The organism is Lichenibacterium dinghuense (genome assembly GCF_021730615.1).
Lineage (GTDB): Bacteria > Pseudomonadota > Alphaproteobacteria > Rhizobiales > Beijerinckiaceae > Lichenihabitans > Lichenihabitans dinghuensis.
The window spans coordinates 3,509,900-3,522,587 of record NZ_JAJLMN010000001.1 but is presented as its reverse complement, the minus strand read 5'-3'; the positions used below and the strand labels follow the sequence as shown (position 1 = coordinate 3,522,587).

Annotated in this window: 13 protein-coding genes; 10 read left to right on the top strand and 3 right to left on the bottom strand. The window is 72.1% G+C overall.

Annotated features, from left to right (window positions below):
• Position 1 precedes the first annotated feature (1 nt).
• From urtC to L7N97_RS16825, 5 genes are all read left to right on the top strand, one after another.
• A complete protein-coding gene (gene urtC, locus L7N97_RS16845) occupies positions 2–1,153 on the top strand; it encodes an urea ABC transporter permease subunit UrtC (protein WP_237479457.1) in 1,152 nt (383 codons plus the stop codon).
• A gap of 4 nt (positions 1,154–1,157) precedes the next feature.
• Entirely contained in the window at positions 1,158–1,913 is a 756-nt protein-coding gene (urtD, locus tag L7N97_RS16840) for an urea ABC transporter ATP-binding protein UrtD (protein WP_237479456.1), read from the top strand.
• Positions 1,914–2,080: 167 nt separating this feature from the next.
• A complete protein-coding gene (gene urtE / locus L7N97_RS16835; RefSeq protein WP_237479455.1) occupies positions 2,081–2,776 on the top strand; it encodes an urea ABC transporter ATP-binding subunit UrtE in 696 nt (231 codons plus the stop codon).
• A 125-nt stretch (positions 2,777–2,901) separates the two neighbouring features.
• Entirely contained in the window at positions 2,902–3,825 is a 924-nt protein-coding gene (locus L7N97_RS16830) for an NmrA family NAD(P)-binding protein (RefSeq protein WP_237479454.1), read from the top strand.
• 117 nt (positions 3,826–3,942) lie between these two features.
• Positions 3,943–4,947: a phytanoyl-CoA dioxygenase family protein gene (locus L7N97_RS16825; RefSeq protein ID WP_237479453.1), complete on the top strand. Its 1,005-nt coding sequence runs from the start codon at positions 3,943–3,945 to the stop codon at positions 4,945–4,947.
• A 25-nt stretch (positions 4,948–4,972) separates the two neighbouring features.
• Here L7N97_RS16825 and L7N97_RS16820 read toward each other — a convergent pair whose 3' ends face one another.
• The gene (locus L7N97_RS16820) at positions 4,973–5,719 is read right to left on the bottom strand and encodes a glucose 1-dehydrogenase (protein WP_237479452.1); all 747 of its coding nucleotides are present in this window, start codon (positions 5,717–5,719) and stop codon (positions 4,973–4,975) included.
• A gap of 109 nt (positions 5,720–5,828) precedes the next feature.
• Here L7N97_RS16820 and L7N97_RS16815 point away from each other — a divergent pair, with 109 nt between their 5' ends.
• Together L7N97_RS16815 and L7N97_RS16810 are read left to right on the top strand one after the other, a co-directional pair.
• Positions 5,829–6,209, top strand: coding sequence for a winged helix-turn-helix domain-containing protein (locus L7N97_RS16815; RefSeq protein ID WP_237479451.1), 381 nt, complete (start codon positions 5,829–5,831; stop codon positions 6,207–6,209).
• Between the two features lie 13 nt (positions 6,210–6,222).
• Positions 6,223–6,849 (top strand): LysE family translocator, encoded by a 627-nt coding sequence (locus L7N97_RS16810; RefSeq protein WP_237479450.1) that lies wholly within the window; start codon positions 6,223–6,225, stop codon positions 6,847–6,849.
• A 10-nt stretch (positions 6,850–6,859) separates the two neighbouring features.
• Here L7N97_RS16810 and L7N97_RS16805 read toward each other — a convergent pair whose 3' ends face one another.
• Positions 6,860–7,915 carry an aldo/keto reductase gene (locus tag L7N97_RS16805; protein ID WP_237479449.1) on the bottom strand — a complete coding sequence of 352 codons (1,056 nt, stop codon included), beginning with the start codon at positions 7,913–7,915 and terminating at the stop codon, positions 6,860–6,862.
• Between the two features lie 444 nt (positions 7,916–8,359).
• Between L7N97_RS16805 and typA the strand changes: the two genes are divergently transcribed.
• Positions 8,360–10,183, top strand: coding sequence for a translational GTPase TypA (typA, locus tag L7N97_RS16800; RefSeq protein ID WP_237479448.1), 1,824 nt, complete (start codon positions 8,360–8,362; stop codon positions 10,181–10,183).
• 248 nt (positions 10,184–10,431) lie between these two features.
• Here typA and L7N97_RS16795 read toward each other — a convergent pair whose 3' ends face one another.
• Complete coding sequence (locus L7N97_RS16795; RefSeq protein WP_237479447.1) at positions 10,432–10,707, bottom strand: hypothetical protein; 276 nt, start codon at positions 10,705–10,707, stop codon at positions 10,432–10,434.
• A gap of 133 nt (positions 10,708–10,840) precedes the next feature.
• Between L7N97_RS16795 and L7N97_RS16790 the strand changes: the two genes are divergently transcribed.
• Together L7N97_RS16790 and L7N97_RS16785 are read left to right on the top strand one after the other, a co-directional pair.
• Entirely contained in the window at positions 10,841–12,082 is a 1,242-nt protein-coding gene (locus L7N97_RS16790; protein WP_237479446.1) for an amidohydrolase family protein, read from the top strand.
• A gap of 176 nt (positions 12,083–12,258) precedes the next feature.
• Positions 12,259–12,684, top strand: a complete 426-nt coding sequence (locus L7N97_RS16785) for a hypothetical protein (RefSeq protein WP_237479445.1) — start codon at positions 12,259–12,261, stop codon at positions 12,682–12,684.
• Positions 12,685–12,688 lie beyond the last annotated feature (4 nt).

Here is a 12,688-nt window from a genome sequence, read left to right as displayed (position 1 = left end):
CATGAACCGCGCCACCCTCGGGCCCCGCGGCCTCGTCTTCCTCGCGGTCCTGCTCGCCGCGGCCGTGCTGGTGCCGGCCTCCAGCCTGCTGACGCCGGCGTCCTCGCCCCTGCACCTGTCGACCTACGCGGTGACGCTGGTCGGCAAGTACCTGTGCTACGCGCTCCTGGCCGTGTCGCTCGACCTCGTGTGGGGCTATTGCGGCATCCTGTGCCTCGGCCAGGGCGCCTTCTTCGCGCTCGGCGGCTACGCCATGGGCATGTACCTCATGCGCCAGATCGGGGCGCGGGGCGTCTACGCCAACCCCGAACTGCCCGACTTCATGGTGTTCCTGAACTACCATTCGCTGCCGTGGACGTGGTGGGGCTTCTCGTCCTTCCCCTACGCGATGCTGATGGTGCTGCTCGTGCCGGGCGTGCTCGCCCTGGTGTTCGGCTACTTCGCGTTCCGGTCGCGCGTGACCGGCGTCTACCTGTCGATCATCACGCAGGCGCTGACCTACGCGCTGCTGCTCGCCTTCTTCCGCAACGAGATGGGCTTCGGGGGCAACAACGGCCTCACCGACTTCAAGGACATCCTCGGGCACGACGTGCAGTCGGACGGCACCCGCGCCGCGCTCTTCGCCGCCTCGGCGCTGGCGCTGGCGCTCGGCTACGTGATCGCCGCGGCCGTGACGGGCTCGAAGTTCGGGATGGTGGCGGTGGCGATCCGCGACGCGGAAAGCCGCGTGCGCTTCCTCGGCTACCGCGTCGAGCACTACAAGACGGTGATCTTCACGCTCTCGGCCATGATGGCCGGGGTCGCGGGCGCCCTCTACGTGCCGCAGGTCGGCATCATCAACCCCGGCGAGTTCGCCCCCGCCAATTCCATCGAGGCGGTGATCTGGGTCGCGGTCGGCGGGCGCGGCACGCTGGTCGGCGCGGCGCTCGGCGCCGTGCTGGTCAACTGGGGCAAGACCTTCTTCACGGGCGCCTTCCCGGACTACTGGCTGTTCCTGCTCGGCGGCCTGTTCGTCGTGGTGACGCTGTTCATGCCGCGCGGCATCCTCGGCCTGCTCGACACGGTGACGGCGCGTCGCCGCCGCCCCGAGCCGCCGGCCGAGCGCCCGGTCGCCCCCGAAGAGCAGATCCTGCCGCAGCCAGTGGCGGAGTGAGCCCATGACCGACCCCGTCCTCACCTCGTCGCTGCTCTACCTCGACGACGTGCGCGTGTCCTTCGACGGCTACAAGGCGCTGCGCGGCCTCTCCATGGTGCTGGCCCCGAACGAGATGCGCGCCATCATCGGCCCGAACGGCGCCGGCAAGACCACGATGATGGACGTCATCACCGGCAAGACCCGGCCCGACGAGGGCACGGTGTTGTTCGGCGGCTCGACGGACCTCACCAAGCGCGACGAGGCCGAGATCGCGGAACTGGGTATAGGCCGCAAGTTCCAGAAGCCGACGGTGTTCGAGAACCATTCCGTCGAGACCAATGTCATGCTGGCGCTGAAAGCGCCGCGCGGCGCCTTCGCGACGCTGTTCGGGAGAGCCGCGCGCGAGCGCCAGGAAAAGGTCGACGGCGTGCTGCGCCGCATCCGCCTGTGGGACCACCGCGCGCGCCGCGCCGGCGACCTCAGCCACGGCCAGAAGCAGTGGCTGGAGATCGGCATGCTGCTCGCGCAGGACCCGAAGCTGCTGCTCGTCGACGAGCCGGTGGCGGGCATGACGGATTCCGAGACCGCCACCACGGCGGAGCTGCTGCGCGAGATCGCGCGGGACCACGCCGTGGTGGTGGTCGAGCACGACATGACGTTCGTGCGCGACCTCGGCGTCAAGGTGACGGTGCTGCACGAGGGCGCGGTGCTGGCCGAGGGTCCGCTCGACCAGGTGTCGGCCGACCCGCGCGTGGTGGAGGTGTATCTCGGGCGGTGAGGTTCCGTCCTTCTCCCGCGAGCGGGAGAAGGTGCCCGTCAGGGCGGATGGGGGGATGGCGCCACGCCCGCGCCCGGGGTTCCCTCATCCGTCGTCGCTTCGCGCCGACACCTTCTCCCGCTTCGCGGGAGAAGGGGGTCGCGCTCAGGTCTGCGAGGGATTGCAGCGTGTTGACCGTCGACTCCATCGACCTCTTCTATGGCGCCGCCCAGGCGCTGCGGAAGGTCTCGCTCCGCGCCGAGCTCGGCCGCGTCACCTGCGTGCTGGGCCGCAACGGGGTCGGCAAGTCCTCGCTGCTGCGCGCCATCGTGGGCCACCAGCCGATCCGCGGCGGGACGATCCGGCTCGGCGACGAGGACGTGTCGCGTCTGCCCACCCACGCGCGGGCCAGGCGCGGCATCGCCTACGTGCCGCAGGGTCGCGAGATCTTCCCGCTCCTCACCGTGCGCGAGAACCTGCAGACCGGCTTCGCGCCGGTCGGCCGCGCCATGCGCCACGTGCCCGAGGAGGTGTTCGAGCTGTTCCCCGTGCTGAAGGCCATGATGGGCCGGCGCGGCGGCGACCTGTCGGGCGGCCAGCAGCAGCAGCTCGCCATCGGCCGCGCGCTGGTGACGCGGCCGAAGCTCCTCGTGCTCGACGAGCCGACCGAGGGCATCCAGCCCTCCGTCATCAAGGACATCGGCCGCGCCATCGACTACCTGCGCGGCCGCGGCGACATGGCGATCGTGCTGGTGGAGCAGTATTTCGAGTTCGCCCGCGACCTCGCCGACAGCTTCGCCGTGATGGACCGCGGCTCGGTCGTGCTGGCCGGCGCCAAGGCCGACATGGTGGAGCAGGAGGTGCGGGCGCACCTCAGCGTGTGAGGGAGGGCGAAGCCGCTCTGCGGAGGCTCCCTCCGCCCGCGATGACGGCGTCTCGACGAACATCGGCCCGGCACCTTTTCCCGCCCGGCGACCGTTGGGCCGGCACAGGCGGGAGTATGGACGACATGGCCGGTGAAGCTTCGAAGGCGGTCGACGTGGTGTTGGCCGGCGCCACCGGGGCGCTCGGCTCCCGCATCGCCGGCGCCCTGCGCGAGCGCGGCGCCTCCGTCCGAGCCGTGCTCCGCCGCGGCACCGCGGAGGACCGCATCGCCAGCCTGCGCGGCATCGGCGTCGAGACCGTGGAGGCCGATCTCGACGACGAGGGACAGGTCGCGGCCGCCTGCCGGGGCGCGGCCTGCGCCGTGTCGGCGCTGAACGGCCTCGCGCCGACCATCCTCGGCACCCAGGGCGTGCTGTTGCGCGCCGCGGTGGCGGCGGGCGTGCCGCGCTTCATCCCCTCCGACTTCTCGCTCGACTTCACGAAGACCCGCCCCGGCGACAACCGCAACCTCGACCTCCGGCGCGACTTCCACCGCGTGCTCGACGCCGCGCCGATCCGCGCCACATCGATCCTCAACGGCGGCTTCACGGACCTCATCGTCGGGCCGGCGCCCTTTATCCTGTTCCCGATCAAGCGCGTGCTGCACTTCGGCGACGCCGACCAGCGCGTCGACTTCACCACCATGGACGACACGGCCGCCTTCACGGCCCGTGCGGCGCTCGACCCGGGCGCGCCGCGGGTCCTGCGCATCTCGGGCGACGAGACGAGCCCGCGCGGCATCGCGGCCTCGGCCAGCGCCGCGACGGGGCAGAGCTTCACGACGATGCGGGCCGGCAGCCTCAGGACCCTGTCGGCGCTGATCGTCGCGGCCCGCACCGTGATGCCGGGCCGGCGGGCGGTGTTCCCGCCCTTCCAGGGCCTGCAATACATGCGCGACATGTTCTCGGGCCGCGGCAAGCTCGCGCCCCTCGACAACGCCCGCTACTCGGACATGCGCTGGACTTCCGTGCGCGAGGTGGTGGCCGGGCGGAAGCGTTCCGCCCCCTGAGCGGCCGTCGCCGACAAGCCGGCGCCGCCGGGCCGAGCGCGACGCCGCACGCCCGCGCCCCGACGACAACCGGCGCGCCGCTTGCCCGCGCGCCGATGCCACGGCAGGATGCGGACCATGAACGACCCGTCCTCCGCGCCCGCCTCCTCCCCGCTCGCCCGGATCAGCGGCATCGCGGGCTTCCTGGAGCGGATGACGGGGCGGTCGACGGAGCGGCCCGCGCGCCCGCTGGCGGACCGCGTGACGCTCGACCTGCTCGGCCTCGGCATCGGGCAGGCCTACGCCCACCTCGGGCAGGTCCGGCCCGGTTTCGAGGCCTTCTCGGACTGGGTGGTGGCGACCGCCGGCGCGCCGGACCCCGTGCAGGTCGCGCGCTTCAACGCCTGGATGGACGGAGGGCCGGTGCCCGAGGCCGCGGCCGGGCGCCTGCGCGCGATCGACGCCATGGACGCGGTGCTCGACGCCGACGACCTCGCGCATTGGGACCGGCACGGCTACGTGGTGCTGCGCGGCGCCCTCACGCGCGAGGAGGCGGGGGCCGCCGAGGCCCTCCTGTGGCGCCTCGTCGGCGGCACAGCCGCTGATCCGGCCAGCTGGTACCGCCCCCGCTCCGGCACCTTCTGGGTCGGGCGCTTCCAGGACCCGGCCCTGGAGGCGGCGCGGCGCTCGCCGCGGATCCACAAGGCCATCGCGCAGCTCCGGGGCACGGCGGACCTGTGGTGCTCGACGGACCAGATGAGCTTCAACCCGCCCGAGACCGCGACGCTCCCGTTCCAGGGCACGCCGCTGCACTGGGACATGAGCCTCGCCCAGCCGATGCCGCTGATGACCGGCGGCATCCTGTACCTGACCGACACGGCCGCCGATGGAGGCCCGCTGCGGGTGGTGCCCGGCTTCCACCGCCGGATCGCCGGCTGGCTCGCGGAGATCGGCGACGCCGACCCGCGCGGGATCGACCTGACGGCCGAGGCCGTGCCGGTGCCGGCCGGCGCGGGCGACCTCGTGATCTGGCGCCACGAGCTGCCGCACGGCGCCAGCCCGAACCGGTCGGGCCGGCCCCGCCTGGCGCAATACGTGAACTACCACGACGCCGACGTGGTCCCGCACGAGACCTGGCTGTAGCCGCCGCGGGCCGGACGGCTTAGCCTCAGCGCAGGCCGCCGCTGGAGGCGATCACCTCGCCGGTCAGCCAGCGCGCGTCGTCGGAGGCTAGGAAGGCGACGAGGTCGGCGATGTCGTCGGGCCGGCCCGCGCGGCCGAGCGGCGTCTGCGCGACGATCCCGGCCTCCATCTCCGAGCCGGCGAGGCCCGCCGTCTGCGTGCCCTCGGTCGTGACGAAGCCCGGCCGGACCGCGTTGACGCGGATGCCGCGCGGGGCCAGCTCCTTCGCCAGCACGCCGGTGATCGCGTCCACCGCGCCCTTGCTGCCGGTGTAGACGGCCGAGTCGGGCGGGAACAGGCTCGTCACCACCGACGAGATGTTGACGATGTGGCCGCCCTCGCCGAGGTGCTTCGCCGCTGCCTGCGACACCAGCAGGAGGCCCAGCACGTTGACGTCGAAGATGCGGCGGTAGTGCTCCTCGCTCACCTCGCCGATCGAGGCGAACTCGTAGACGCCGGAGTTGTTGATGACGATGTCGAGGCGGCCGAAGGCCTCCACGGCCGCGTCGATCAGCCCGCGGGCCTCCGCCGCCTTCGAAACGTCGCCCTTCACCGCCACGGCCCGGCCGCCGGCCGAGGCGATCGCCTCGACGACCGCATCCGCCCCCGCCCGGCTCGACGCGTAGTTGACCACGACGGCCGCGCCCTCCCGCGCCAGCGCCGCGGCGATCGCCGCGCCGATTCCCTTCGAAGCCCCGGTCACCACCGCGACCTTGCCATCCAGCTTTGCCATGCGCGCGATCCTCGACCTCCGGGACGGCGCCGGGTCGGCGGCCGTAAATCCCATAGTTCGGAACATCGGAACAATCGACTCCGGCGTCAAGCGCGATTAGGGATGGGGCATGAGATCGCCCTCCCATCCCGCGATGGCCGACGTCCGGCCGGAGGCGATCCTGCACGCCCTGTCGGACCCGTGCCGGGCCGCGATCTTCGCCAAGATCACGGGCGAGGGCTTCGTGGAAACCTGCTCGGCCGTGTCGGCGCTGGGGCGGCGGGTCATCCCCAAGTCGTCGCTGTCGAACCACCTCCGGGTCCTGCGCGAGGCCGGCCTGATCCGCTGCGAGCGGCGCGGGGTGGAGATGCAGAACCATTCGCGCTTCGCCGAGGTTGAGGCCCGCTTCCCCGGCCTGCTCCACGCGATCATCGCGGCCTACGCCCACGACGACGGCGGCCCGCATGAGACCGCTGCCGAGCCCCGCGCGGCGGCCCTCCCTCGCCCCTGACAGGACATCCCCCGTGCCCGACGCGTCGACCCTCGCCCTCTTCGCCGCCGCCGCGCTGGCGCTGGCCTGCACGCCGGGGCCGGACATGCTGCTGATCCTGTCGCGCTCGGTCGCGCAGGGGCGCGGGGCGGGATTCGCGTCGCTGTTCGGCGCGCAGGCGGGCATCTACTGCCACGCCGCCGCGGTGGCGCTCGGCCTGTCCGAGCTGTTCCGCGCCGTGCCGCTGGCCTACGACGCCGTGCGCTACGCGGGCGCCGCCTATCTCCTGTATCTCGCCTGGGGCGCCTTCCGCTCGCGGGGCTCGGCCCTGACGCCGGACCGCGCCGCGCGGCGGCTGCCGCTCACGGCGGTGTTCCGCCAGGGCGTGCTCACCAACATCCTGAACCCGAAGGTGGCGCTCTTCGCCCTGGCGCTGTTCCCACAGTTCGTGCGGCCCGAGGCCGGGCCGGTGGCGGCGCAGATCATGGTGCTCGCCACCGTGCTCAACCTGATCGGCCTCCTGGTCAACGGGTCGATCGTGCTCGGCGCGAGCCGCCTCGCCCGCGCCGCGGCGGGCCGCGTCCGCTTCAGGCGGGCGCCGGGCATCGCGCTCGGCACGGTGTTCACGGGGCTGGCGCTGCGCCTCGCCGTGGACCGCTGAGCGGCCCGGCTCAGCGCATCTCGGCCCGCGGCTCGCCCGCGAGCTGCCTGCGCCGCACCTCGCCCTGGCGGGCGAACATCCAGCCCGGATATTCGGCGGGCAGCGCGCTCACGCGGTCGATGGCGTCCATCTCCTCGGCGGTCAGGTCCACCGAGGCCGCGGCGATGTTGTCCTCCAGCTGGTCGACGCGCTTGGCGCCCACGATGACGCTGGTGACGGCGCGCTGGTGCAGCAGCCACGCCAGCGCGATCTGCGCCACCGACACGCCGCGCCGCTCCGCCATCGGCCGCAGCGCGTCGACGACGTCCCAGGCGCGGTCCTTGTCGACCGGCGGGAAGTCGAAGGCGGTGCGGCGGCTGCCCTGCTCGCCCTGCGCGTCGCGGCCGTACTTGCCCGACAGGAGGCCGCCGGCCAGCGGGCTCCACACCATCAGGCCGACGCCCTCGCTCCGCATCATCGGCACGAGCTCGCGCTCGAGGTCGCGGCCCGCCACCGTGTAATAGGCCTGCAGGCTCTCGAAACGGGCGAGGCCGAGCCGCTCGGAGATGCCGAGCGCCTTTGCGATCTGCCACGCCGCCCAGTTCGACACGCCGACGTAGCGGACGTGGCCGTGGCTCACGAGGACGTCGAGCGCCCGCAGGCTCTCCTCGATCGGCGTCGCGGGGTCGAAGCCGTGGAGCTGGTAGAGGTCGATGTAGTCGGTCTTGAGCCGCTTCAGGCTGGCCTTGCAGGCCTCGATCAGGTGGACGCGCGACGAGCCCCGCGTGTTCGGCCCCGGCCCGGTCTCGCCGAAGGCCTTGGTGGCCAGCACGACGTCGTGGCGCGCGATGCCGAGCCCGTGCAGCGCCTGGCCGGTGATCTCCTCGGACAGGCCGCCGGAATACACGTCGGCCGTGTCGATGAAGTTGATCCCGCGGTCGACGGCGGTCTTCACCAGCGCCTCGGCCTCGCTCTGCTGGAGGCTGCCGATCTTGCTCCACACCTCGCCGGTGCCGCCGAACGTCATGGTGCCGAGGCAGAGTTCGGACACGAAGAGGCCGGTCCGGCCGAGCTTGTTGGTGCGCATGGGTGCTGATTCCCGCTGGGGCCGGGACGGGGCCGGCGTGCAGGCACGTCAACGGCGCGACAGCGCGCCGGGGTCCATCCGCGTCCGGGCGGCCCGGTTGCAGTGCAGCATGGCGGGTTTCCAAGCCGGGCCGGATGGTGTAGGACGAGCGCGCTCACGGGCGACGAGGGTCCCCACGAGTCCATGTGCTTTCGAGAGCCGGACGGTCCGAGGATGCGGAGCCCGGCGGAAGCCCATGGACGCGTGGGAGCCCTGACACGCCCGGTCGCAACGGCGTCGCACCGTCCCCATCTGAGATCGGTGTCGCCCGCGACGGCGCGCTGAAACGCTTAGCACCCCGAGGCCGGCCCCTCCCGCGCGACGCGCGAGGGTCGGCCTTCCAGGCGTTCGGTCCGGCCGCTCCCGCAGCGGAACAGGCCGCACGGACGAGGCCCGACGAGACCCATGAAGCTCCGCAACATCGCCATCATCGCCCACGTCGACCACGGCAAGACCACGCTGGTCGACAAGCTGCTCCAGCAGGCCGGGTCGTTCCGCGAGAACCAGCGCGTCGCCGAGCGCGTGATGGACTCGAACGACCTCGAGAAGGAGCGCGGCATCACCATCCTAGCCAAGGTCACCTCGGTGGTCTGGCACGACACCCGCATCAACATCGTGGACACCCCCGGCCACGCCGACTTCGGCGGCGAGGTCGAGCGCATCCTGTCGATGGTCGACGGCGTGATCGTGCTGGTCGACGCCGCCGAGGGCCCCATGCCGCAGACCAAGTTCGTGGTCGGCAAGGCCCTGAAGCTCGGCCTGCGCCCCATCGTGGCGATCAACAAGGTGGACCGCGCCGACGCCCGCACCACCGAGGTCGTCAACGAGGTGTTCGACCTCTTCGCCGCCCTCGATGCCAACGACGACCAGCTCGACTTCCCGATCCTCTACGGGTCGGGCCGCAACGGCTGGATGGCCGACAAGCCCGAAGGTCCGCAGGACGGCATGGCGCCGCTGTTCGAGCTGGTGCTCAAGCACGTTCCCGAACCCAAGGTCGAGGAGGGCGAGTTCCGCATGCTCGGCACCCTGCTCGAATCGAACCCCTACCTCGGCCGCCTCATCACGGGCCGCGTGCAGTCGGGCAGCATCAAGCCGAACCAGAACGTCAAGGTGCTCGACAACGACGGCAAGGTCGTCGAGACCGGCCGCGTGTCCAAGATCCTGGCGTTCCGCGGCATCGAGCGCGCGCCGATCGACGTGGCCGAGGCCGGCGACATCGTGGCCATCGCGGGCCTGACCAAGTTCAACGTCGCCGACACGCTCTGCGCGCCCGAGGTGACGGAAGCCCTGCACGCCCAGCCGATCGACCCGCCGACGCTGTCGATGACCTTCCTGGTCAACGACTCGCCGCTCGCCGGCACCGAGGGCGACAAGGTGACGAGCCGCGTCATCCGCGACCGCCTGATGAAGGAGGCCGAGGGCAACGTCGCGCTGCGCATCTCCGACTCGCCCCAGGCCGACAGCTACATCGTCGAGGGCCGCGGCGAGCTGCAGCTCGCCATCCTGATCGAGACGATGCGCCGCGAGGGCTTCGAACTCGGCATCTCGCGCCCCCGCGTGGTGTACCGCCAGGACGAGGAATCGGGCGAGCGGCTGGAGCCGATCGAGGAGGTCGTCGTCGACGTCGACGAGGAGCACTCGGGCGTCGTCATCCAGAAGATGAGCGAGCGCAAGGCAGACATGCTGGAGATGCGCCCCTCGGGCGGCAACCGCCTGCGCCTCGTGTTCCACGCCCCGACCCGCGGCCTCATCGGCTACCAGGGCGAGCTGATGACCGACACCAAGGGCACGGCCATCATGAACCGGCTGTTCCACTCCTATTCGCCGTGGAAGGGCGAGCTGCAGGGCCGGCGCAACGGCGTGCTGCTCAGCAACGACGCCGGCGAGGCCGTGGCCTACGCCATGTGGAACCTCGAAGAGCGCGGCCCGATGATGATCGAGCCCGGCTGGAAGGTGTACCAGGGCATGATCATCGGCCAGCACACCCGCGAGAACGACCTCGAGGTGAACGTGCTCAAGGGCAAGAAGCTGACCAACATCCGCGCCGCCGGCAAGGACGAGGCCGTGCGCCTGACGCCCCCGATCCGCATGACGCTGGAGAAGGCGCTGGCCTACATCGAGAACGACGAGCTCGTCGAGGTGACGCCGAAGTCGATCCGCCTGCGCAAGACCAAGCTCGACCCGAACGAGCGCAAGCGCGCCGAGCGGGCCAAGGAGCTGGTGGACTGAGCGGAACGCCCGTTCCGCCCCTCCCCGCGCGGGCCGGGACGGAGCACGACGACAGTGCGGGGCGGCCTTCGGGCCGCCCTTTTTCGTGCCGGCATCCGACACCGGCGAGGGTCCCACCGAGGGTCAGACCTCCGGACGCTCGGCCAGCGCGAAGGCGCGCCGCTCGCGCGGCGCGATCCGTCAGACCTGCGTCGGCATGTCTGACGGCTGGAATGGGACGGGGCTTCCTGGCACGCCGCTGCGGACGGTCAATGCGCGCCCCGCCCGCGCCCGAGCCGCATCCTCAGCTCGGCCTGGAGACGCAGCGCCTGCCGGACGCGCTCCGTCACGGCGGCAATCTCGCGGTCGAGCGCGTCGAGGCGGGCGCGGGCCTCCTCGCTGCCGCGCGCCACGAGGGCGTCGCGCAGCTCGCCCAGGCGCGACAGCAGCGATTCGGCGTTGCGCTGCTCGGCGCGCTGCGCGTCGATCACGGCCGCGAGCGTTTCCGCGTCGCGGTCGGTCCGCACGGTCGATCTCGGATCCATCGAGCCTCCCTGGTTCGGCCATGAGCTGTCCCGCCGGTATTTCGGCCGCAGCGGGGGTTCGCAGTGAACTCTCGAACCGTGGTGTCGTTGCGGCAGACGCGGCCGGACGGGCCGCACCCGACGGAGAGCCCGCATGACCATCGACACCGTGATCCGCCGCGCGAACCTCGGCGACGGCCGCGGCCCGCTCGACATCGCCATCGCCGGCACCCGCATCGCCGACATCGCGCCGGGCATCCGTTGCGAGGCCGCCGAGATCGACCTCGGCGGGCGGCTGGCGCTGCCCGGCCTCGTCGATACGCATGTCCACCTCGACAAGGCCTGCCTCGACGACCGCTGCCCCTGCGGCGGGTCGCTGCAGGAGGCGGTGAAGAGCGTGTCCGAGGCCAAGAAGCGCTTCACCGAGGAGGACGTCTACGCCCGCGCGGCGCGCGCGCTGGAGATGGCGATCGCGCACGGCACCAACCGCATGCGCACGCACGTCGAGGTCGACCCGCGGGTCGGCCTCACCAGCCTGCGCGCGCTGCACCGGCTCAAGCGCGACTACGCCTGGGCGATCGACCTCCAGCTCTGCGTGTTCCCGCAGGAAGGGCTGCTCGACGACCCCGGCTGCGACGAGGTGCTGGTGTCGGCGCTCGACCTCGGCGCCGACCTCGTCGGCGGCGCCCCCTACATCGACGACGACAGCCACGGCCAGATCGCGCGCATCTTCGACCTCGCCGTCGAGCGCGACCTCGACGTCGACCTCCACCTCGACTTCTCGCTCGACGCGGCGAGCCTCGACGTCGACGAGGTGTGCCGCCAGGCCGAGCGGCGCGGCTGGGGCGGCCGCACGGCGATCGGCCACGTCACCAAGCTGTCGGCCCTGCCGCCGGAGCGGCTCGACGCCTATGCCCGCCGCCTCGCCGGTGCGGGCGTGGCCGTCACCGTGCTGCCCGCGACCGACCTGTTCCTGATGGGCCGCGACGCGACCGAGAACGTGCCGCGCGGCGTCGCGCCCGCGCACCGGCTCGCGCGCGAGGGCGTCCGCTGCTCGGCGGCGACCAACAACCTGCGCAACCCGTTCACGCCCTACGGCGACGGCTCGCTGGTGCGCATGGCCAACCTCTTCGCCAATGTGGCGCAGCTCGCGGGCGAGGAGGACCTCGCGGCCTGCCTCGACCTCGTCACCGGCTCGGCCGCGCGCCTGATGGGCCTCGCCGACTACGGGATCGCGGTCGGCGGCCCCGCCACCTTCGTGGCCTTCGACGCGAAGGACCGCGCCGACGTCGTGGCCGGCATCGTGCAGCCCGAGATCGGCTTCAAGGACGGGCGGCAGAGCTTCCATCGCCCGCCGGCGCGGCTCAACCGGCCGGAGGCGCCGCACAAGGATTGAGCAGGAAGTTCCACCCAGCCGCGCACTGCGACGAGACGGCGCAACCTTTGTTTATCCCCAGGGCGCCAGGAACTGCACAGCCCTTGCGCGGCTTGTGTGCCCACGGACGAGGCGGCGCATTCCGGAGATCACGGGATGCGCCGCCCGCAGGCCGGATCTCACACAAGGGGCAGACCATGGCGACCAAGAACGCGAGCGGCAACCAGGGCCAGGTGAAGGATCCGGAGCACGACGGCCGGCTGAAGGGCCACCACGGCGGCGAGGCCCCGAAGGCCCACGCCGAGGGCACGCACCCCGACGAGAAGCACGACGACAAGCACGCCGCGCCGAAGAAGACCGCCGCGAAGAAGCACGAGGACGAGGCGGCTCACGAGGAGCACGCCAAGAAGGCCCCCGCCAAGGCCCACAAGGAGCCCGCGCACGCGGAAGCCAAGGACGAGCCCAAGAAGGCCGAGCCCGCCCACAAGGCCGAAGCGAAAAAGGCCGAGCCGGCCAAGTCCGACGCCGCCGAGGACGCCGACCTCAAGTCGCGCGAGTACACCGACGCCGAGGGCAACGTGCATCACCACACGAAGAAGTACATGGAAAGCCACAAGGGCTGATCCT